This is a genomic window from Streptomyces sp. NPDC051214 (assembly GCF_040682375.1).
In the GTDB taxonomy this organism is placed as follows: domain Bacteria; phylum Actinomycetota; class Actinomycetes; order Streptomycetales; family Streptomycetaceae; genus Streptomyces.
In genome coordinates this window covers 12154-32374 of record NZ_JBFBAT010000014.1, presented here as the reverse complement: position 1 = coordinate 32374, position 20221 = coordinate 12154, and the positions used below count along the sequence as shown (strand labels likewise).

General features: G+C 70.8%; 18 protein-coding genes and 1 pseudogene. 13 read left to right on the top strand and 6 right to left on the bottom strand.

Annotated features, from left to right (window positions below; all coding sequences use genetic code 11):
- Positions 1-323 precede the first annotated feature (323 nt).
- Positions 324-1106 (bottom strand): hypothetical protein, encoded by a 783-nt coding sequence (locus tag AB0M70_RS31775; protein WP_365825379.1) that lies wholly within the window; start codon positions 1104-1106, stop codon positions 324-326.
- Between the two features lie 264 nt (positions 1107-1370).
- Here AB0M70_RS31775 and AB0M70_RS31770 point away from each other — a divergent pair, with 264 nt between their 5' ends.
- Together AB0M70_RS31770 and AB0M70_RS31765 are read left to right on the top strand one after the other, a co-directional pair.
- Positions 1371-1607, top strand: coding sequence for a hypothetical protein (locus AB0M70_RS31770; RefSeq protein WP_365825377.1), 237 nt, complete (start codon positions 1371-1373; stop codon positions 1605-1607).
- A 271-nt stretch (positions 1608-1878) separates the two neighbouring features.
- Entirely contained in the window at positions 1879-2856 is a 978-nt protein-coding gene (locus AB0M70_RS31765; protein ID WP_365825375.1) for an alpha/beta fold hydrolase, read from the top strand.
- A gap of 100 nt (positions 2857-2956) precedes the next feature.
- On the opposite strand, the gene AB0M70_RS31760 is transcribed toward AB0M70_RS31765, so the two are convergent.
- Positions 2957-3352: a CBS domain-containing protein gene (locus tag AB0M70_RS31760; RefSeq protein WP_365825373.1), complete on the bottom strand. Its 396-nt coding sequence runs from the start codon at positions 3350-3352 to the stop codon at positions 2957-2959.
- A 342-nt stretch (positions 3353-3694) separates the two neighbouring features.
- Here AB0M70_RS31760 and AB0M70_RS31755 point away from each other — a divergent pair, with 342 nt between their 5' ends.
- The 4 genes from AB0M70_RS31755 (at position 3695) to AB0M70_RS31740 (ending at position 9315) form a co-directional block, all read left to right on the top strand.
- Complete coding sequence (locus AB0M70_RS31755) at positions 3695-4507, top strand: amidohydrolase family protein (RefSeq protein ID WP_365825371.1); 813 nt, start codon at positions 3695-3697, stop codon at positions 4505-4507.
- Between the two features lie 213 nt (positions 4508-4720).
- Positions 4721-5437: a HemK2/MTQ2 family protein methyltransferase gene (locus tag AB0M70_RS31750; RefSeq protein WP_365825369.1), complete on the top strand. Its 717-nt coding sequence runs from the start codon at positions 4721-4723 to the stop codon at positions 5435-5437.
- 153 nt (positions 5438-5590) lie between these two features.
- A complete protein-coding gene (locus AB0M70_RS31745; RefSeq protein WP_365825802.1) occupies positions 5591-6589 on the top strand; it encodes an iron-containing redox enzyme family protein in 999 nt (332 codons plus the stop codon).
- Positions 6590-6645: 56 nt separating this feature from the next.
- A complete protein-coding gene (locus AB0M70_RS31740; RefSeq protein ID WP_365825367.1) occupies positions 6646-9315 on the top strand; it encodes a catalase in 2670 nt (889 codons plus the stop codon).
- Positions 9316-9420: 105 nt separating this feature from the next.
- On the opposite strand, the gene AB0M70_RS31735 is transcribed toward AB0M70_RS31740, so the two are convergent.
- Complete coding sequence (locus AB0M70_RS31735) at positions 9421-10980, bottom strand: FAD-dependent oxidoreductase (protein WP_365825365.1); 1560 nt, start codon at positions 10978-10980, stop codon at positions 9421-9423.
- A gap of 282 nt (positions 10981-11262) precedes the next feature.
- Positions 11263-11637 (bottom strand): annotated as a pseudogene (locus AB0M70_RS31730) (SUMF1/EgtB/PvdO family nonheme iron enzyme); the annotation flags it as partial.
- A gap of 61 nt (positions 11638-11698) precedes the next feature.
- Between AB0M70_RS31730 and AB0M70_RS31725 the strand changes: the two are divergent.
- On the top strand, positions 11699-12253 hold the full coding sequence (locus AB0M70_RS31725) for an MFS transporter (protein WP_365825363.1): 555 nt from the start codon (positions 11699-11701) through the stop codon (positions 12251-12253).
- A gap of 54 nt (positions 12254-12307) precedes the next feature.
- On the opposite strand, the gene AB0M70_RS31720 is transcribed toward AB0M70_RS31725, so the two are convergent.
- Positions 12308-12580, bottom strand: a complete 273-nt coding sequence (locus AB0M70_RS31720; RefSeq protein WP_365825361.1) for a DUF4873 domain-containing protein — start codon at positions 12578-12580, stop codon at positions 12308-12310.
- A gap of 275 nt (positions 12581-12855) precedes the next feature.
- Here AB0M70_RS31720 and AB0M70_RS31715 point away from each other — a divergent pair, with 275 nt between their 5' ends.
- The 5 genes from AB0M70_RS31715 to cobM all read left to right on the top strand — a co-directional run bounded on the left by AB0M70_RS31715 (position 12856) and on the right by cobM (position 18181).
- The gene (locus AB0M70_RS31715; RefSeq protein ID WP_365825359.1) at positions 12856-13125 is read left to right on the top strand and encodes a hypothetical protein; all 270 of its coding nucleotides are present in this window, start codon (positions 12856-12858) and stop codon (positions 13123-13125) included.
- The gene (locus AB0M70_RS31710) at positions 13125-15413 is read left to right on the top strand and encodes a heavy metal translocating P-type ATPase (RefSeq protein ID WP_365825356.1); all 2289 of its coding nucleotides are present in this window, start codon (positions 13125-13127) and stop codon (positions 15411-15413) included. The genes AB0M70_RS31715 and AB0M70_RS31710 overlap by 1 nt, the downstream gene beginning before the upstream one ends.
- Positions 15410-15937: a copper chaperone PCu(A)C gene (locus AB0M70_RS31705; protein ID WP_365825354.1), complete on the top strand. Its 528-nt coding sequence runs from the start codon at positions 15410-15412 to the stop codon at positions 15935-15937. The genes AB0M70_RS31710 and AB0M70_RS31705 overlap by 4 nt, the downstream gene beginning before the upstream one ends.
- Before the next feature lie 238 nt (positions 15938-16175).
- The gene (cbiE, locus tag AB0M70_RS31700) at positions 16176-17435 is read left to right on the top strand and encodes a precorrin-6y C5,15-methyltransferase (decarboxylating) subunit CbiE (RefSeq protein WP_365825352.1); all 1260 of its coding nucleotides are present in this window, start codon (positions 16176-16178) and stop codon (positions 17433-17435) included.
- The gene (gene cobM / locus AB0M70_RS31695) at positions 17432-18181 is read left to right on the top strand and encodes a precorrin-4 C(11)-methyltransferase (RefSeq protein WP_365825350.1); all 750 of its coding nucleotides are present in this window, start codon (positions 17432-17434) and stop codon (positions 18179-18181) included. The genes cbiE and cobM overlap by 4 nt, the downstream gene beginning before the upstream one ends.
- Before the next feature lie 44 nt (positions 18182-18225).
- On the opposite strand, the gene AB0M70_RS31690 is transcribed toward cobM, so the two are convergent.
- Positions 18226-19341 (bottom strand): cobalt-precorrin-5B (C(1))-methyltransferase, encoded by a 1116-nt coding sequence (locus AB0M70_RS31690; protein WP_365825348.1) that lies wholly within the window; start codon positions 19339-19341, stop codon positions 18226-18228.
- 18 nt (positions 19342-19359) lie between these two features.
- Between AB0M70_RS31690 and AB0M70_RS31685 the strand changes: the two genes are divergently transcribed.
- Positions 19360-20139 (top strand): cobalt-precorrin-6A reductase, encoded by a 780-nt coding sequence (locus tag AB0M70_RS31685; protein ID WP_365825346.1) that lies wholly within the window; start codon positions 19360-19362, stop codon positions 20137-20139.
- The last annotated feature ends 82 nt before the right edge of the window (positions 20140-20221 follow it).

The window sequence follows — 20221 nt, the reverse complement described above, 5'->3', positions numbered from 1 at the left end:
GGTCGACGCGCGGCGAGGCCCCCGCCTGGGGGGGAGAGGAAGGGGCACCCGCCGCGCTTGCTGCCATCCGACACTGGGTGCGTGCCTGCCGCGCGTCTGACAGGGCCGACCGAGTGCCGAGACCGGGCCCGCTGTTGATGTGGCGGGGCGGGGGACGGGCCCTTCGGTGACTGCGGAGATGGTCGCGGGTTCTGCATGCCGGCGGGCTCAGCGAACGTTGCCGCCGTCGGCAAGGCGACGGCGGCAACGTGCCGAGGACGAGTGCCAGGGCCCGACGTTGCATCGGTAGGGGCATCGGCGGGCCCTCGGCTCCGGTTCTTGCCTCAGGCGGCCGGTGTGAATACGGCGCCGGTGGCGGGGGCCGGCTGCTCGTCGGGCTTGGCGGTGTCCGGCTTCGGGGCGGGCTTGACGGTGTCGGTGTCCGGGGTGGGCTTCGGGTCGGGCTGGACCTCGTCGTCCGGGGTGGGCTCGGGGTCGGGCTGCACCTCGTCGTCGGGGGTCGGCGCGGGCGCGGGCTCGTCCTGTCCGGCCTTCTCCATCCAGGAGGTGAGCTTGCCGTCGGGCTGGAGCGCTATGTGCATGCCGTTGTTCTGGCCGTAGGCGGCGCGTCCGTTGGCGTCCAGGGAACCGGCGCCCGCGACGTCGGCCTGGTAGTGGTTCGTGGACAGCTTGTAGACCTTCGCGGTGGTGCCGTCGGCAAGCTTGGGTGTGGCGACCAGGACACGCTTGTGCGGGTTCGGCTTGGGCTTGGCCTTGTCCATCCACGAGGTGATGGAACCGCTGGGGGTGAGCTTGATGTGCATGCCGTTGTGATTGACGTGGACGGCCTTGCGGTTGGCGATGAGCGTGGTGCCCTTGGGGCCGGAGATGACGGCCTTGGCCTTGTTCTTGCCGAGCTTGTAGACCCGGGCGGTGGAGCCGTCGCGGAGCTTGACTGTCTTGGCCTTTTTGGCCTTGGAATGCGCGACGGACTCGACGCTGATGGGCCTGGGGCCGGCCGTCTGGGGGGCGGTGACGGCCATGGCGCCAGAAGCGGCTCCCAGACTGATGCCTGCGGTGGCGACGAGAGCGATGGCGGTGGTGCGCAGGGTGCGGGGGGTACGCATGGTGAGTGGGGCCCTCTCGGGTCGTTTTCGGTGGGGGATGTCCGCTTCGGTGCGGCGACACTTACGAAGTTACGCATCTCACATCAAGACGCCCCATAGGAGATGTAACAGTCATACGGCGCATAGACGGCAAAAATGTCACTAAACCGGACGTGATTCCGTAAGATTTGTTGTCGGCGTCAGGGCTGTGGGGGAGGGGCAGGCGTACAGGGCCTGTGGTTGCGTGCGGATGCGGATGCGGCCGTCAGGGGTGAGGCTGGCGGCATGGTCGAGCCGCTGCCCGTCGTCGTATCCCCGCCCTCCATGACCGGAGGCCGCCGCGTCCGCGTGGACGGCCAGATCCTCGGGCTCGCGCACACCATCGCCGACATCGTTGCGTTGCTGCGGAGCGCCGGGATGGACGAGGCCGACTCCTACTTGGTCGAGACCTGCATGTTCATCCACTGGAAGGGCGGCGGCCCGGAAGTGTGGTCCCGGCCCGTCAATGTCAGCAAGGCGTGACCGGCCGATCGCATCGCGTGCGCGTGGGATAGCGCTGGTATGGGCGGCGAGTGGGGCGCGACGGACTGAACCGGCGCACTCCTGCGCCATGCGCGAACCAGCTCGTGCACGTGCGCCTGGCCCACAGGAACTGCCTGCGGGAATCACAGAACCTGGTGCGCCTGGGTGATGCGTCGTTACCCCGGAACGGTCACGCCGTTGTTGGTGGAGGTGCCCGGGTGCGCCCCTGCAGATTGCCTGGGTCCCCTCCGCCTGCCGGAAAGGTCCCCCCATGCGCTCGCGTTTCGCCACCACGACCGCCGCTGCCTGCTTCCTTGCTGCGCTCGCCTGCTCGCCCGCGCCCGCCGCGGCGAGCGCGCCTGACGAACCCCGGCCGCACCACGACACCGCGCTCGGGGCCACGGTGCCCACCCTGCTCTCGCCCGCGACCGCCAATTCCAGTCCGCCCGGTGCCCAGGGTGACCCCAAGCGCCCCTGCTCGACCGGCGCGGACCTGCGCGCCCACCCCCGGCCCGTGGTGCTGGTGCACGGGACGGCCATGAACGCGTACAACAGCTGGAACGCGATGGCGCCCGCCCTCGCCGATGCGGGCTACTGCGTCTACGCCCTCAACTACGGCGCCCACGGCAGCCCGCTCAATGCCCTGGGAGCCAAGGGAACCGGCCGGATCGAGGACTCGGCCAGGGAATTGGCCACCTATGTCAGCCGCGTGCTGCGCACCACCGGAGCCCGCACAGTGGACCTCGTCGGGCATTCGCTGGGCGGGCTCATGCCGCGCCAGTACCTGAAGTTCGAGGGCGGTGCCGACAAGGTGCACCGGTTGATCGGGCTCGCCCCGGACAATCACGGAACGACGGCGAACGGCCTCGATGTCCTGGTCAAGGCGGTGGCCCCGGCGACCGACGTGGTCGTAGGCCCCTCATCGCGGCAACAGATGGTGGGGTCACCGTTCTTGAAGCGGCTCAACGCGGGCGGCGACACCATGCCCGGGGTCGATTACACAGTGGTGGCCACCACCTACGACAAGATGGTCACCCCCTACACGTCGGGCTTCCTCAGCTCCCCGGCCAACCGCCCGGGAGCGGTCGACAACATCACGCTCCAACACGTGTGCCCCACCGACAGGTCAGGTCACCTCGACACCCTGTACTCGCCCAACGTGATCAACCTGACCTTGGACGCCCTCGACCCCGCACACCGCGCCACTTGGACGTGCACGCCCCGCACCCCCCTCCTCCCGCTGCCCTGAGGAGGCCCACCTCACGGAGCCAACGCGTCGGGCAACGGCCTTGAAATGGTGGGGGAGTTGGACTACGGCCGGTGGGCGCGTTGCAGCGGGCGGGCGAGTTTCAGTCGGTCGACAGCGCCTCCAGGAGGCGTCCCGCGTCGGGGGTGTCGAGAGCTCGGGCGGCGTCCGCGAGCGCGACCACGCCGACGAGGGCAGTGCCGTCGATCACGGGCAGGCGCCGGACCTTGTGCTGGGTCATTGTGGTGAAGATTTGTTCCGCGTCGTCGTCTGCGCCGATCGTGACGGCTTCGCCCTGCGCCAGGGTGCCCGTCTCCACTTCTGCGGGGTCGAGCCCCTTCGCAAGGACCTTCACCACGATGTCCCGGTCGGTCACAACGCCGACCAGCCGGTTGTTCTCGCCGCAGATGGGCAGCGCACCCACCTCAAGTTCCGTCAGCTTGCGCGCCGCTTCGAGGGCGCTGTCGTGCCCCTGAACACACTGCGCGCCGCCGGTCATGATGTCCCGTGCCCTTTTCGTGGCCATGGTGAAGTGCCGTCCTCTCTGTCTTGGGATGCTCGGCAGCCTCCGCGCCGGAGGCTGTCAGGATCGGGTGACCAGGAGGGGCGCCTGTGAAACAGGATCACCCGAGTTCATCGTCATGAGCGCCCACTGGGGCTTGGGGCGCGCACGGGCGTCGCGCCCTACTCCTTCCTCACCTTCCTCACCGGCGTCTGCGCGGTGGCGCTTTGAGCCCTCTTCCGCAGCGATGACACGTAGCATCTAGGTTCCGGGTAAGCGGTTGCTTAGGTGCTGGGGCGGCGGCGAGGCTGCAGCGTCGGCGGAGAGGCAGGAGATCTGATGTCGATCGTCGATGCGTGGATGCAACACCCCACGCTCCGTCACTCCAACCATGAGATGTTCGAGTCGTTGCGCCGCTGGACGGGGGGTCGGCTGCTGGACGAGCCGTTGCCGGTCAAGGCCACGGTGGCGGCGATGGCGGACGCCGACGTGGAGATCGGTCTTTCGGCGGCCTGGTACGGGCCGCAGGGGCCGCTGATCAGCAACGATGAGGTGGCTGCATTCGTCGCTCAGGCCGACGGGAGGCTGCGCGGGGTGGCCGGCGCGGATCTCACCCGACCGGTCGAGGCAGTACGGGAATTGCGCCGCGCGGTGCAGGAGCTCGGCTTCGTGGCCCTGCGGATGGTGCCCTGGCTGTGGCAGCTCCCGCCCACGGACCGCCTGTACTACCCGCTGTACGCCGCCTGCGTCGACCTCAGCATCCCCTTCTGTACGCAGGTCGGGCACACAGGCCCGTTGCGGCCGTCGGAGACCGGCCGCCCCATCCCTTACATCGACCAGGTCGCGCTCGATTTCCCTGAACTGATCATCGTGTGCGGACACATCGGTTACCCGTGGACCACGGAGATGATCGCGGTGGCGGACAAGCACGCCAACGTCTACATCGACACCAGTGCCTACACGTCTCGCCGCTACCCGACCGAGTTGACCGACTACTTGCGAGGTCGGGGTCGTAGGAAGGTGCTGTTCGGCTCGAACTACCCCATGATCACGCCCGCTCAGGCTCTGGAACACCTCGGCGAGCTGGGCCTGGACGAGGAAGCCACCGAACTGTTCCTGTCCGGCAACGCACGCAGGATCTTCCGCCTCTGACCGCACGGAATGCCCGGTGCAGTCCCCCGCGGGGCAGGCCTTCGCGGTGCCTGCCCCGCACAGAGGCGTCTTGAGGCGGTAGGCGTATCCGAGGGGAGCCGCGCCCGCCGGCCACGCGTGCGGCACAGCCCGGGCGCGCGGCGGCTCCCGAGTGGTGGCCCTCCCGGGGGAGGGGGAGTCTTGATCTGAACCGGCTGCTGCGTGCCACGGTTCATGAGCATCCAAGACCAGCTCGGAGGCCCTGTGACAACCGTCCACGCCCCGCACGCGCGGCCGGGTTTCGGCAGAGTGCTGATACTTCCGGGTGTCTACGCGCCGCAGGCCGACACCCGTTTGCTGGCCGAAGCAATCCGACGGGAGAACGTGTCCGGTCTGGATGTCCTCGACCTGTGTTCGGGCAGCGGCGTGTTGGCGGCTCACGCTGCCAGGCTCGGCGCCAGGGTGAGTGCTGTCGACATATCCCGTCGTGCTGTCCTGACCACTCGCCTGAACGCGCTGCTTGCACGGCAGCATGTCGCCGTTCACCGCGGCGACCTCTTGGGCTCCCTGCCCGGACGGTCCTTCGACCTCATCGTCAGCAACCCGCCCTACGTGCCGGCTCCCCGATCGGCCCTGCCCCGCGTGGGTCTCGCCCGCGCCTGGGACGCCGGTCTCGACGGGCGTGCCCTCCTGGACCGGATCTGCGCCGTCGCGCCCGTCGCGTTGCGCCCCGGCGGGGTTCTGCTGTTGGTGCATTCCGGGGTCAGCGGGCCCGAGGCGACCGTACGGCGTCTGAAGGAGGCCGGACTGCGGGCCGGTGTGAGCGATCGCGTACAGGTCCCGCTGGGCCCCGTCATGCGGGGGCGGCTGGGTTGGTTGCGTGAGCGCGGGCTGGTGGGCTCCGAGGGAAACGAGGAAGAACTGGTGGTCATCCGTGCCGTCAAACGCTGACTGCCGGCGCCGGGACACCGTCGGCCTAATGGGGTCTCCGCGGGTCGCGGGTTCGGCCGGAGTGGTCCTCGTTGACAGCCGTGTGGACCTCGACGCCGCCCTCGCCCGCGGACAAGGAGAGCGGTCGTGACCGCCGCGGAACAGCTTCGCGCCATGGCCCCGGTCCTGCCGATGCCGCGCGGTGAGCTCTCGCGCGCGGTGCTGCGTGCCCTGCGCGGAAACACCGGGACGCTGCCCGGCCCGGCAGATGTCCTTCAGGCCGAACCGTATGGCGACGATCTCCAGCTCTGCCTCTATGTTCTCTACGAGTTGCACTACCGCGGCTTCGACGGCGTCGACGAACTGTGCGAATGGGACCCCGACCTGCTGAGGTTCCGGGCCGCCGCCGAGGACCGCTTCCTCACCGCGCTGCGTGCGGACACGCCCACCGCGACGAGCGTGGACGAAGCGGTCGGTGAACTGCTCGTCGAACCCATCGGGGACGACGGGCACAGCGTGACTCACCACCTCAAGAAGTCCGGCGAACTCTGGCAGCTGCGCGAGTACGTCGCGCTGCGTTCGATCTATCACCTCAAGGAGGCCGACCCGCACCTGTGGGTCGTGCCTCGGCTGCGCGGTCGCGCCAAGGCCGCCATGGTCGCCATCGAGTTCGACGAGTTCGGCGGCGGGCGCGCGGAGAACATCCACGCCCAGCTCTACGCCGACCTGATGGCAGACCTCGCCCTGGACACCCTCTACGGCCGCTATCTCGACGCGGTCCCCGCGCAGGCTCTGGCGACCGTCAACCAAATGTCCCTCTTCGGTCTGCACCGCAGATTGCGTGGTGCCCTGGTGGGGCACTTCGCGGCCGTCGAGATCACCTCGCCACCGGGGTCCCGCCGTCTCGCCCAGGCCCTGCGCAAGGCGGGCGCGGGCCCCGCTGCCCAGCTCTTCTACGACGAGCACGTGGAGGCCGATGCCGTCCACGAGCAGATCGTCCGCCGCGAGGTGATCGGCGGTCTCCTCGAGGACGAGCCCGCGCTCGCCTCCGACATCGCGTTCGGCATCCGCTCCACCGGCTTCCTGGAGGGCCAGTTGAGCGAGCACCTGCTCGCCTCCTGGCGTGACGGCCGCAGCGCACTGCGCGAGCCGATAGGCGATGGCACGTCGTAGTCCGCATCCCCTTGCACAGCATCACCCACGTACCCCCCCCCACCGTTGGAGAGCGCATGCCGAGCCAGAAGCCTGCCAAGAAGCTGTCGACGAAGACCACCCGGTCCAAGACAGCCGCGGACAAACCCGCGGGAAGCACGGCGGCCCCGAAAGCCGTCAGGGGGACCGCCAAGAAGACCGTGCCGACGGCCACCAGGGCCAAGGGGGCCACGGCCAAGAAGACGACGGCTGTCACGAGGAAGACGACTGCTTCAAAGCAGACGGCTACGGCGACGAAGACGGCTACGGCGGCCAAGAAAACGGCTACGGCGGCCAAGAAGTCGGCAGGTGCGACGAAGAAGACGGCGACTGCGCCGAAGAACCCCCCGACGAGGAAGCCCCCGACAAAGAAGCCCCAGACGCAGAAGATCGCGGCGAAGAAACCGAAGGGCGGGCGTACGAAGAACCCCCTGAAGGCCGTGGCGAAGAAGGCCGTTGCCGCTCTCACCCCGGGCGCCGGCCCCGCCGACGGTGTTCCCGGCAAGCCCGGTGCCGAGTCGCCCACGGTCGCCGAGCCCACCACGCCCCGCCCGCCGCTGCCGCCCAAGCCTGACCAGAGCGGTCCCGCCGTGGTCGGTCCGACCGGGCAGGCCAGTGCCGGGTCCCCCGAGGAGCTGGCCCAGGGCGATATGTACCTGACCACTGCGCAGGGCGCGCGGCTGTACGACACCGACCACTCGCTGAAGGCCGGCGAGCGGGGTCCGATCCTGCTCCAGGACCACCACCTGCGCGAGAAGATCACGCACTTCGACCACGAGCGCATCCCCGAGCGCGTCGTGCACGCCCGCGGCGCCGCCGCACACGGCGTGTTCCAGGGCTACGGAACCGCCGCCGCCGTCACCAAGGCGGCCTTCCTGGGCGAGGGCGTCGAAACCCCGGTCTTCGTGCGGTTCTCCACCGTGCTCGGCTCGCGCGGCTCCGCCGACACGGTCCGCGACACCCGCGGGTTCGCGACGAAGTTCTACACCGGCGAGGGCACCTTCGACCTGGTCGGCAACAACATCCCGGTGTTCTTCATCCAGGACGGCATCAAGTTCCCCGACATCATCCACGCCGGCAAACCGCACCCCGACCGGGAGATCCCCCAAGCCCAGAGCGCCCACGACACCTTCTGGGACTTCGTCACCCTGCACACCGAGGCCACCCACCACACGCTGTGGAACATGTCCGACCGGGGCATCCCGCGCTCCTACCGGATGATGGAGGGCTTCGGCGTGCACACCTTCCGGCTGGTCGCCGCCGACGGGGCGACTTCCCTGGTGAAGTTCCACTGGAAGCCGAAGCTGGGCGTGCACTCCCTGGTCTGGGAGGAGGCCCAGATCACCAACGGCGTGGACCCCGACTTCCACCGGCGTGACCTCGCCGACGCCATCGAGGCCGGCGCGTACCCGCAGTGGGAGCTGGGTATCCAGGTGTTCCCCGACACCGCGGAGCAGACCTTCGAGGGCATCGATCTGCTCGATCCGACGAAGATTGTTCCCGAGGAGCTGGCTCCGGTGCAGCCGGTGGGTCTGCTCACCCTCAACGCCAACCCGACGAACTTCTTCGCCGAGACCGAGCAGGTCGCCTTCCACGTCGGGCATCTGGTGCCCGGCATCGACGTCACTGACGACCCGCTGCTCGCCGGCCGCCTGTTCTCGTACCTCGACACCCAGCTCACCCGGCTCGGCGGGCCCAACTTCGGCCAGCTGCCCATCAACCGCCCGCACGCGCCCGTCAACGACATGCTGCGCGACGGCATGCATCAGACGGCCGATCACAGGGGCGTGGCTCCCTACCATCCCAACTCCCTGGACGGCGGCTGCCCGTTCATGGCCGGGGAGGACATGGGAGCCTACGTCGAGCGGCCGGTGACGGTCCCGCAGGGCCGCAAGGTTCGCGAGGCTCCCGCCTCGTTCGACGATCACTTCAGCCAACCCCGGCTGTTCTGGCTGAGCATGACGGCCGTGGAGCGCGAGCACATCATCGCCGCCTACACCTTCGAGTTGGGCAAGTGCTACGAGAAGTCGATCAAGGAGCGTGCGCTGAAGGTCCTCGCCAACATCGATCCCGTGCTGTGTGAGCAGGTGGCGACCGGTCTTGGCCTGCCCGCCCCGTCCGCGACGGTGAAGCTGGCGAAGTCCGCACCCAGCCCGGCGCTCTCCCAGGTCGGAGACACCTGGCCGCTGGACGGCCGCATCATCGGCATCGTCGCCGATGCGGGCTGCGACCTCGACGGGGTCCGCGCGGCGCGTCGGGCCATCCTGGACGGCGGGATGGTCCCCCTGGTCATCGCCCCGGCCGGCGGCGAACTGGACGCCACGGGCGACCCGGTCACCGTGCAGCGCACGTACACCACCGCGAGGTCCATCGAGTTCGACGCGCTGCTCCTGGCGGGGGCGCCCGGCGCGGGCGCGGACGCCTTCGGTGCCAGGGACGCGAAGGCGGGCAAGGGCCGTAAGAGCGCTCGCAAGACGACCGCGCCCACCACCACCGACCCGCGGGTCCTGTTGCTGCTGTCCGAGGCCTTCCGGCACGGCAAGGCGATCGGCGGCTGGAACGGTGCGCAGACCACACTGGCCGCAGCAGGCATCCCGGCGGATGCGCCGGGCGTGGTCAGCGGTGACACCGGCACCGGCACGCTGGACGCTCTGACCGACCTGATGGGCGCACATCGGGTCTGGGAGCGTTTCCCCACGCTGGTCTGACCCTCTTTCAGGGGTGAAACGGCCGGGCCACCTCGCACCGAAAAAGGTCCGCGCGGTCCATGTGACCGCGCGGACCTTTTCTCGGTCGGCTCCTGCAGGCCGGCCTTAGCTCGGCGTGGCGCCTCCGCCTGTGTCCGTGCCCTTCGTGTCTCGGTCAGGGAACTCACCCACCCGCTCCAGCGGCCGGACCGCGGGCCCCTGGAGCACCGCCCCCTCGACGTCGAACCTCGATCCGTGGCACGGGCAGTCCCATGACGTCTCCGCCTCGTTGAACGCCACCAGACAGCCCAGATGGGTGCAGCGTGCGGAGACCGCGTGCGTGGTGCCGTCCGGGTCGCGGTACACCGCGCACCGCTCACCGTCGACCCGTACCACCGCTCCGGTGCCGGGCGCGATCTCCGCCACGGAGTCGACATGACCGGTGCTCAGCCGGTCCCCGACGAAGTGCTTGGCCACCTTCGCCTGCGCGGAGAGGAATCCGGATGCCTCCTTGGCCACGCTCTTCAACCGCCGTGGGTCGTACAGGTCCGCCCAGGCAGGGGACTCTCCCGCGATCTGGGCGGTGATCAACTGCCCCGCCAGGATGCCGTTGGTCATGCCCCAGCCGCCGAAGCCGGCGGCCACGTAGGTGTTCCGGGAGCCCTTGTGGAGGGGGCCGATCAGCGGAACGGTATCGGTGGAGGAGTTGTCCTGGGCGGCCCAGCGGTATGCGGTCGGACCGGCGGTCGGGAAGCGCTCGTGCAGCCACGCGTCCAGGCGGGCGAAGCTCTCCGTGGGGTCTCCGGTGCCAGGCGTGAAGCCCTCTCCGGTGACGATGAGCAGCCGCTGCGAGTCGTCGTCGCCGTACGGGGCCGTCCGCACGGACCGCTTGCCCTCGTCCTCGGTGATGTACATGCCGCCGGGATCATCGCCGGCGGGCAGCGGTGCCGCCACCACCAGTTCGCGGGAGGGGGTGAGCCGTGAGAAGAGCAGAGCGCGGTCGAAGATCGGGTAGTGGGTGGCGACCACGACGTGCTGGGCGGTGACGGTGTGACCGGCCTCGGTGGTGACCTGGCAGGGGGAGCCCTCCGAGAGGTCGGTGACACGGGTCCGCTCGTAGATCACCCCGCCGAGTCGGCCGAAGTCCTCCGCGAGGGCGAGGAGGTATTTGCGGGGGTGGAACTGTGCCTGGTCGGCGACGCACACGGCCCCGCCGACCGCGAACGGCAGCCCGGTTTCCTCGACGTACGTGGCCCGCAGCCCTGCCTCCGCGGCGGCCTTCGCCTCGGCCCGCAGGGTCTTCTCGCCCGTCGCGTCACCTGGTTGGGCCACGTAGGTGAACGAACTGCACTGTTCCAGATCGCAGTCGATGTCCAGTTCCGCCACGATCTCGCGCAGCCGGTCGAGCGCGCCCTGCTGGGACCGGGCGTAGGAACGGGCGGCATCGAGGCCACGCGTGCGGTGCAGCCGGTCGTAGACGAGCGTGTGCAGCACGGAAACCTTGGCCGTGGTGTAGCCGGTGACCCCGGCCGCGATCCGGTCCGCCTCCAGTATGGCCACGCGGTGCCCCGCCCTGGCCAGTTCCCATGCCGTGCTCAACCCCGCGATGCCGCCTCCGACCACGGCGACATCCACCTCGGCTGCGGCGTCCAGGGAGGGGTGGGCCGTGGCCGGGCTGGTGTCCATCCAAAAGGATTCGTGCCGGCCGGGGAGTACGTCATCGGGGTGCGTCACGAGTGTGTGCCTGCTTTCCAAGAGGAGTGTCGCCTCGGCAGGCACGGGTGCCCCGCGAGGGCCAGACCCAATCCACCACGTCGACCTGGACCGCGCGAGCGGGAGTGGTTGCGGGGCCTCGCTCGTGAGCCGGTGCGGTGGGCGGAATCCTCCGCGGCCGTACGCCGGGAGCCGGTGCGGTCAGCCGCCCCCGCGGGCAGGCACGACACCTCCTGACCCCAGGGTGGCGCCCCGTCACGCACTCACCGTACGGAACCCGCAGTTGCCGCTGCTGGAGGCAGGCGTGTTGGCCGAACGGGCAGCCACCCGGTAGCGGTGGCAGTAGGAGGAATGGCACAAGTACGAGCCGCCGCGCATGACGCGGCGCTCGCCGTCGCGGGGGCCCGGGGGATCGAGGGCGGGGGAGTGCGCGTAGTAGTCGGCAGCGAACCAGTCCGCGCACCACTCCCACACGTTTCCGGCGACCTCGTACAGGCCGAAACCGTTGGGCGGATACGTGCGTACGGGCGCGGTCGCGAGCCAGCCGTCGTCGCCGGTGTTGGCGTGGGGGAACGGTCCTTGCCAGATGTTGCACAACCAGCGTCCGGCCGGGGTGAGCTCGTCGCCCCAGTCTCACGCCTCCTCTGGGACACCTCCTGGTGGGCACCTTCGGGGTGGTGTTCCTGGGGACGTGTACGGCTTCAGCACGCAGAGGGCGTCGATCGTGCTGCTGCCCTTCGGTATCGGCTATTTCCTGGGCACGCTGCTGGGTGGTGTCGCGGCCGACTGGGCCACCCGGCGCAGCCCGCGCCACGGACTGGTCGCGGTCCTTCAGGCTGCCCAGTTCGTCTTCGCGTTGATCGCCTTCTTCGGCACGCAGTTCGACCACGGCAGCATTGCCGTGTTCGGCGTCTTCTTCGCCCTCATGGGCGCCACACAGGGGGTCAACCCCAGCATCAACCGGCCCATGGCCATGGCCATTACCCCACCCGAGCTGCGGGGTGCTGCCTTCGCGCTCTACGTGTCCATCTTCGAGGCGATCGCCTGGGCCACCTTCAGTCTCGGCGCCGGCTTCCTCGGTGACGCCATCGGCCTGCGCACGGTCTTCCTGTGGGCCCTGGTGATCCTCATGCTGATCAACGTCGTGTTCCTGACGTTCCTCTACCGCCCCTACGCCGACGACGTGGACCGCGTCCAGCGGGAGCTGCACGCCCGACGCGCACAGGCACTCGGGCACGGCAGCTGACGCGAGCGAGCTGCGGCACCCGCCGGGCGCGCCAGGACGGGTGGCAGGGGTGGCTCAGAAGGGTGCAGGGCCGTCGCCCGTGATCGCGGCGCTTCCACTCTCCGCGTCCATGTCGATCCGGGCGGTGCCCTGGGTACCGTCCGGCATGCGGACCGTGACGCTGCTGCTCTGCACGGCGGCCCAGAACGATGCCTGCAGCCCGTCGGCGTGCACCGTGCCCGACCAGGTCCTGGACGCTTGGTGGTCGACGGCTTGCAGAGCGGCCATCACCTCGGTCGCCTCTCCGTTGATGACGAGTGTGACAGGGCCTTCGTAGATGTCGGTCATGCGTTCAGCCTGCCCGAAGAATCAGCGACGACTCCGTACGGCGTTGGGCGCGTGAGCAACCACCATGGACGCACGAGGAGATGAGCGGCCGTGCCGGCACGGTGACGATCGGCGCAGTGGCGTGGCCACGTACTCCGGACGGGTGGAAGTGATGCGGTTCACGGCGTGAGCCGGGAACGTGTCCGTTCCCGTATCCGACCACTGGCAAGACACCGCGTGTACTGCGCCCTGACACGACGCAGGGGAGCGGGTGGCCGAGACGACCGGGAGAAGCAGTGAGCCAAGCCTACGGAGGCGCTGATGCCTCCGCGTCACCGTCATCCGAGCGCTCGAAGCTCCGATGGCTCCCGCCGCCTGCGCTCTTCGGGTTCCTCCTGCTGCTCGCCGTGATGTTCGGGGTTTCCTACGCCGTGGGGCATGCGGTCGGTCCGGTCGCTCCAGGCATGCACGAAACCAGCAGCGGCGACGGCTCCGGCGGGCATGGCGGCGGGTCGGACTCCGGCGGTGCGGGCGGGATGGACATGGACCACGGGAGCGGTCACTGATGGGAGCCGTTTCTGTGCCGTCCCTGACGGTCACCGATATCGCGGTCGGCGGGATGACGTGCGCGGCGTGTGTGCGGCGCGTCGAGAAGAAGCTGGCCAAGCTCGACGGGGTCGCGGCGAGCGTGAACCTCGCCACGGGCCGTGCGCGCGTCAGTCACCCCGGCGAGGTCAGCCCGCATGAGCTCATGGCCGCCGTGGAACAGGCGAGTTACACGGCCCGGCTGCCCCAACCAGAGCGGGCGGGCGACACGGACGACGACGGCCAGGAGTCGGCGGCGGATCGCGCCGAGCGGTCGAGGCTGATCGTGGTCGCGCTGCTCTCGGTTCCGGTGCTCGTGCTCTCCATGGCCCCGGCGCTGCAGTTCAGCAACTGGCAGTGGCTCTGCTTCATGCTGGCCGCGCCGGTCGCGGTGTGGGGGGCCTGGCCTTTCCATGAGCGGGCGTTGCGCGGGGTGCGGCACGCGGCGGCGACGATGGACACGCTGGTGTCCTTCGGCGTGGTGGCGTCGTTCTGCTGGTCGGTGTACGCGCTGTTCTTCGGTGGCGCGGGCCAGGTGGGCATGCGGATGCCGTTCACGCTGATGCCCTCCGCCGCTGACGGGGTCGCCCATCTGTATCTGGAGGCGGCGGTCGGCGTGCCGTTGTTCGTCCTCGTTGGCCGGTTCCTGGAGGGGCGCGCGCGGCGGGGGACGGGGGCCGCGCTGCGGTCGCTGGCCCGGTTGAGCGTGAAGGACGTCGCCGTCCGTGAGGGGCGGCATGAGCGACTGATCCCCGTGGAGCGGCTGACCGTCGGTGACACCTTCCTCGTCCGTCCGGGCGAGCGCGTGGCCACGGATGGTGTCGTGGTGGAGGGGAGCTCCGCTGTTGACCAGGCGCTGGTGACCGGTGAGAGCGAGCCGGTGGAGGCGGGCCCCGGAGACACGGTGATCGGGGGCGCGGTCAACGCCGGCGGACTGCTGGTCGTACGGGCCGCCGCGGTCGGCGCGGACACCCAACTGGCCCGTATCACGCGGATGGTGACCGAGGCGCAGGCCGGCAAGGCACGCGCGCAGCGGCTCGCGGACTCCGTGGCCGGCGTGTTCGTCCCGGTGATCCTCGCGCTCGCGGTGACCACGCTGGCCTTCTGGCTCGGGGCAGGCGCCGATGCACAGGCCGCGGTCACCGCGTGTGTGGCGGTGCTGGTCGTGGCGTGTCCGTGCGCGTTGGGACTTGCCACGCCGACGGCACTGATGGCCGCGACCGGGCGCGGTGCGCAGCTCGGCGTGCTGGTGACAGGACCGCAGGCGCTGGAGAGTTTGCAGCACATCGACACCGTCGTGCTGGACAAGACCGGCACGCTCACCTCGGGCCTCATGAGCGTCGCCCAGGTCACCGTCGTCCCCGACGCCTTGGCCGAGAGCGAGGTGCTGCGATTGGCCGCGGCGGTCGAGGAAGCGTCCGAACATCCGCTGGGAAGGGCGATCACTGTGCACGCCGTGCGCACGCTCGCCGATGAAGTCCTGCCTCCCGTTCGGGACTTCGTCGCAGTGCCCGGCTTCGGTGTACGCGGCCGGGTCGAGGAGCACCTCGTCGAGGTGTCCGCCGTCGCCGAGGAGGTGCCCGACACGCTCGCCGACGCGTTGCGGACCGCCGAGGAAGCCGCGCACACCGCCGTGCAGGTCAGCATCGACGGGACGGTCATGGCGCTCATCGCCGTGGGGGACGTCATCCGCCCCGGCAGCTACCGGGCCGTGAACCGGCTGCGCCGCCTGGGCGTCCACCCGGTCCTGGCCACCGGCGACCGCCCGGCCCCGGCCCAGGCAGTGGCCGCCCACCTGGCCATCGACACCGTGCACGCCGCCTGCTCACCCGAGGACAAAGCGGCCCTGGTCGCCGCGCTGCAGGCTGAGGGCCGCCGGGTCGCGGTCGTGGGCGATGGCGTCAACGACGCGGCAGCCCTCGCGTCGGCGGACCTCGGAATCGCCATGGGCGCGGGCACGGACGCGGCGATCGGCGCCGCCGACGTGACCCTCGTACGCGGCGACATCGAGGCTCTGGCCGACGCGGTCCGTCTGTCGCGCACCACGCTCGCCACGATCCGGGCCAACTTGATGTGGGCGTTCGGCTACAACGTGGTGACCGTGCCGCTGGCCATGGTGGGACTGCTCAATCCGATGCTGGCCGCCGCGGCCATGTCCGTCAGTTCGGTCCTTGTCGTCCTCAACAGCCTGCGCCTGCGGACCTGGCAGCCAGGCCCCACCCCCGCCCGCACGCACAAGCCCCGGCAACGGGCGAGGAGCAGCTGGTGACCACGTCCGGAACCACTACCGGGCCTGCCCGGCCGGTGCAGCGTCTCCAGCAGTCCGCGCTCGCCGTCGCCGCGCCGGTGGCCGCGTGCCTTGTCGCTCTGGGCGGGCTGACCGCCTGGACCTCCCTCGGTCACGCCGGCACGCCGCCCGACCTGCGGGTCACCCGGGCCCACGTGTTCCAGCCGACGGGCGAGGCCACCGAAACGGCGGCCTTCTTCCGGATCACCAACCAGGGCAGCTCGGCCGATGAGCTGACCGAGGTGACGTCACCGGCGGTGCCGGACGGGATCGCCCTGAGCCGACACCGGATGACCCCCAAGGGCGCGGCCTACCGTGCGGCCGCCAACCGCCTCCAGGTGCCCGCCCAGGGCACGCTGGACATGACCCCGAGATCGAGCGATGTGACGGTGCCCGCCGACCGCGACTGGCGTGTGGGGGACAGGATCGCGTTCGACCTGCATTTCGAGCACAGCGGCACGGTACGGGTCAGCGCGGAGGTCGTGCGACCGGTATCTCTGGGCTGACCGGCCCTGCTCCTCTTGTCGCACCGTAGGACCGCTTGTCGCACGGTAGGACTGAGCGCATGATCAGCAACTGCTCAGTGGGGCCGACGGGGGGTTGCCTTGATGGCACCCGGGCTCTGACGTGCAGGACCATGCCCAGTAAAGTGCGCCTTCGTTGTCCCCCTGAGCCCCGAGGTATCGAGCAGTGGCCCCCGCACGATCTGCACCGTCCCAGTCAGCGGGTGCAGCCGATACCGCCGTGACCGTCGTAGGTATCGGAGCCGATGGCTGGGAGGGGCTCTCCCCGTCCGCGCGCGCGGTGCTGCTCGCCGCCGACGTCCTGGTGGGCGGCGGGCGACAGTTGGCGCTGCTGCCCGCCGCCTGTGCCGGGGAGCGGGTCGCCTGGCCCTCACCTCTGCGGCCGGCCGTCCCTGGCCTGCTCGCCGCACACGCAGGGCGCGCCATTGTGGTGCTGGCCAGTGGGGATCCGATGTTCTACGGGATCGGACGCACCCTCGTCGAGGAGCTGGGCCCCGGGGCCGTACACGTCCTGCCGCACCCCTCGTCCACCGCGCTGGCCTGCGCCAGGCTCGGCTGGCCGTTGGAGGAGACCGAGGTCGTCACGCTGGTGGGCCGGCCGCTGGCCCGCCTGGCCGCCGCGCTGCACGAGGGCCGCCGGATCCTCGTTCTGAGCGCCGACGCCGCCACGCCCGCCGAAGTGGCCGCGCTGCTCCGCGAACAGGGCTTTGGCCCCAGCACGATGCGGGTCCTGGAGCAGCTGGGCGGAGAGCGGGAACGTACGACGCAAGCCTGCCCTGCCGATGGATGGCAGCACCCGCCCGGCGACCCTCTCAACATCGTCGCCGTCGAATGCCGCCGCGCTCCGGACGCGCTGCGCCTCGGGGCGGTGCCGGGCCTGCCGGACGCCGCCTACGAGCACGACGGCCAGCTCACCAAGCGGCATGTGCGCGCCGCCACCCTCGGCGCGCTCGCGCCGGCCCCCGGGGAGCTGCTCTGGGACATCGGCGGCGGCTCGGGCTCGATCGCCGTCGAATGGCTGCGCACCCACCCCTCGTGCCGGGCGGTCACCGTCGAGCGCGACCCGGTGCGCGCCGAGCGCATCACGCGCAACGCCGCCCGCCTCGGCGTGCCCCAGCTGCGGGTCGTCACCGGCGCCGCACCCGCCGCGCTGGCCGAACTCCCGCCCCCGGACGCCGTGTTCGTGGGCGGCGGCCTGACCGCGCCCGGCCTCCTCGAAGCGTGCTGGGAGGCGCTGGCCCCCGGTGGGCGGCTCGTCGCCAACACCGTGACGCTGGAGTCCGAGGCGCTGCTCGCCGACGCCTACCGGCGCCACGGCGGTGACCTGGTGCGGCTCGCGGTCGCGCACGCCGTGCCGGTGGGCGGCTTCACCGGCTGGCGCCAGGCCATGCCGGTGACCCAGTGGGCCGTGCAGAAGACGGCCGCTCAAGCTCACCAGACATCCGACCCGACCGATCCCGTTGCAGGAGCAGACAGATGACCGTGTACTTCATCGGCGCCGGGCCCGGCGCCGCCGATCTGATCACGGTGCGCGGCGCCCGTACGCTCGCCGCCTGCCAGGTCTGCCTGTACGCGGGCAGCCTCGTCCCGCGTGAACTGCTCGCCGAATGCCCGCCGGACGCACGGCTGGTGGACACCGCGCAGCTCAACCTCGACGAGATCACCGCCGAGCTGCTCCGTGCCCACGAAGCGGGGCACGACGTGGCCCGGCTGCACTCCGGGGACCCGTCCGTGTTCAGTGCGGTCGGCGAGCAGATGCGGCGGCTGGATGCGGCGGGAGTGCCCTACGAGGTCGTGCCCGGCGTGCCCGCTTTCGCCGCCGCGGCGGCTTCCCTCAAGCGGGAACTGACCGTGCCGACCGTCGGTCAGACCGTCATCCTCACCCGCGTCGCCAACCGGGCCACTGCCATGCCGGAGGGCGAGGACCTGGCCACCCTCGGTCGCAGTGGCGCGCTGATCGTGCTGCACCTGGCTGCCCAGTACGTGGACCGTGTGGTGGACGAGCTGCTGCCGCACTACGGCGCCGACTGCCCCGCTGCCGTGGTTGCCTACGCCTCCCGCCCCGACGAGGTGATCATCCGCGGCACCCTCGACGAGATCGCCGCACAGGTGAAGGAGGCGAACGTACTGCGCACCGCGGTGATCATGGTCGGGCGTTCGCTGGGCGCGGAGCACTTCCGGGACAGCCACCTGTACTCGCCCGAGCGGGAGCGGCATTCCTGCTGACGGTCCCGACGGGCAGGTTGCGGGCCGAGCGGCGGCACCGTGGACTACCGGAGCGTGCTGCGGCCCACGACCGTGCCCGCGCGGTCGATGCAGACCACGTCGACGGTGACGGGCGCACCGCGCAGCACCGCCAGTGCCTCGTCGCGGGCGGCGGCCGCCACCAGGTCACCGAGCGGCACCCCGGCGGCCTGGCACAGCTGGAGCGCCGCGAGGCCCGTGTTGGCCGTGGCCACTTCGGCGGCGAGCGTCTCGTTCGCGCCGCCGCGGCGGGCCAGTTCGCCGAGGAAGCCCTTGTCGACCTGGGAGCGGCCGGAGTGCAGGTCGAGGTGGCCCGCCGCCAGCTTGGACAGCTTGGCGAAGCCACCGCAGATCGTGAGCCGGTCCACCGGATGCCGGCGCACGTACTTCAGTACGGCACCCGCGAAGTCCCCCATGTCGAGCAGGGCATCCTCGGGCAGGCCGTACTCGGCGACCACCGTCTTCTCGGACGTCGACCCCGTGCACCCGGCGAGATGGGTGCGTCCGGCCGCGCGCGCCACGTCCACCCCGCGCCGGATGGAGTCGATCCACGCCGAGCAGGAGTAGGGCACCACGATGCCGGTGGTGCCCAGGATCGAGATACCGCCGAGAATGCCGAGCCGGGGGTTCCAGGTGGAGCGGGCGATCTCCTCGCCGTGGTCGACGGAGACCATGACCTCGACATCGCCGGTACCGCCGTACTTCTGCGCGGCCAGGGCGATGTGGTCGCGCATCATTTGGCGAGGGACGGGGTTCACCGCCGGTTCGCCGACCGGCAGGGGCAGGCCGGGCCGGGTGATCGTGCCCACGCCGGGACCCGCCTTGAACACGACTCCGGCGCCCGCGGGCAGCCGCCGCACCGTCGCGCGGACCAGCGCGCCATGGGTGACGTCCGGGTCGTCGCCCGCGTCCTTGACGATGCCCGCCATGGCGTGCGAGCCGGTCAGCTCCTCGGCCGCCAGCGCGAACGACGGGGTCTGCCCCTTGGGCAGCGTGATCGTCACCGGGTCGGGGAACTCGCCGGTCAGCAGCGCGGTGTACGCGGCGGTGGCCGCGGCGGTCGCACAGGCACCGGTGGTCCAGCCGGGCCGCAGGCCGGTGTGCTTGAGTTGGGCGCCACGACCGCCCTTGGGCTCATTCATGAAGGGAACCGAGCTTTCGTGCACGTATTGATCCTGGGCGGCACCACCGAGGCCCGCCGCCTGGCCGAACTTCTGGCTGCACCGCCGGCGGCCGCCCTGCCAGGGCTCCGGGTGACGAACTCCCTGGCCGGCCGGGTGACCGCCCCCCGGCTGCCGCCCGGCGACGTACGCGTGGGCGGCTTCGGCGGGGCCGAAGGGCTGGCCGCGTGGCTGCGTGAGCACACGGTGGACGCACTCATCGACGCCACGCATCCTTTCGCCAAGAAGATCAGTTTCAACGCGGCACACGCCGCCGCCACCGCCCATGTTCCCTTGCTCGCGCTGCGTCGCCCCGGATGGGTCCCGGTGGCGGGCGACGACTGGCACGAGACCCACTCGCTCGAGGGAGCCGCGAAGCTGCTGCCCGCCTTGGGCCGCAGGGTGTTCTTGACCAGCGGGCGGATGGGGCTTGCGGCCTTCGCGGGCCTGGACGAGCTGTGGTTTCTCATGCGGTCCGTCGACGCGCCCGAGCCCCCGCACCCGGCCCGGATGGAGGTCCTGCTCGACCGCGGCCCCTTCACCCTGGACGGAGAGCGGCAACTACTGCGCCGCCACGCCATCGACGTCGTCGTGACCAAGGACAGCGGGGGTGCGGCCACGGCGCCCAAGCTGACGGCCGCCCGCGAGGCCGGGCTGCCCGTGGTGGTGGTGCGCAGGCCGCCCGTGCCCGAGGCCGTGCGCGTCGTGGCCGAGCCGGAGCAGGCACTGGACTGGATCAGGGACGTGCAGGGCTCCGGTCTCTTTCCGGAGAGCGGCTGACGCCGAGCAGGAGCCGTGTGGCGCCGGTGACCGTGAGCTTCATCCCGGCGTCCGCCGCCGCGCGCTCACCCTCGTCCCTGAT

What these genes read in the sequence shown, in the direction of transcription:
- AB0M70_RS31750 (WP_365825369.1), top strand. Translation starts at nt 4,721, where the DNA reads ATGAGCATCCAAGACCAGCTCGGAGGCCCTGTGACAACCGTCCACGCC.
- cobM (WP_365825350.1), top strand. Translation starts at nt 17,432, where the DNA reads ATGACCGTGTACTTCATCGGCGCCGGGCCCGGCGCCGCCGATCTGATC.
- AB0M70_RS31735 (WP_365825365.1), bottom strand. Translation starts at nt 10,980, where the DNA reads ATGGACACCAGCCCGGCCACGGCCCACCCCTCCCTGGACGCCGCAGCC.
- AB0M70_RS31770 (WP_365825377.1), top strand. Translation starts at nt 1,371, where the DNA reads ATGGTCGAGCCGCTGCCCGTCGTCGTATCCCCGCCCTCCATGACCGGA.
- AB0M70_RS31710 (WP_365825356.1), top strand. Translation starts at nt 13,125, where the DNA reads ATGGGAGCCGTTTCTGTGCCGTCCCTGACGGTCACCGATATCGCGGTC.
- AB0M70_RS31720 (WP_365825361.1), bottom strand. Translation starts at nt 12,580, where the DNA reads ATGACCGACATCTACGAAGGCCCTGTCACACTCGTCATCAACGGAGAG.
- AB0M70_RS31745 (WP_365825802.1), top strand. Translation starts at nt 5,591, where the DNA reads ATGGCCCCGGTCCTGCCGATGCCGCGCGGTGAGCTCTCGCGCGCGGTG.
- AB0M70_RS31760 (WP_365825373.1), bottom strand. Translation starts at nt 3,352, where the DNA reads ATGACCGGCGGCGCGCAGTGTGTTCAGGGGCACGACAGCGCCCTCGAA.
- AB0M70_RS31740 (WP_365825367.1), top strand. Translation starts at nt 6,646, where the DNA reads ATGCCGAGCCAGAAGCCTGCCAAGAAGCTGTCGACGAAGACCACCCGG.
- AB0M70_RS31755 (WP_365825371.1), top strand. Translation starts at nt 3,695, where the DNA reads ATGTCGATCGTCGATGCGTGGATGCAACACCCCACGCTCCGTCACTCC.
- AB0M70_RS31690 (WP_365825348.1), bottom strand. Translation starts at nt 19,341, where the DNA reads ATGAATGAGCCCAAGGGCGGTCGTGGCGCCCAACTCAAGCACACCGGC.
- AB0M70_RS31775 (WP_365825379.1), bottom strand. Translation starts at nt 1,106, where the DNA reads ATGCGTACCCCCCGCACCCTGCGCACCACCGCCATCGCTCTCGTCGCC.
- AB0M70_RS31765 (WP_365825375.1), top strand. Translation starts at nt 1,879, where the DNA reads ATGCGCTCGCGTTTCGCCACCACGACCGCCGCTGCCTGCTTCCTTGCT.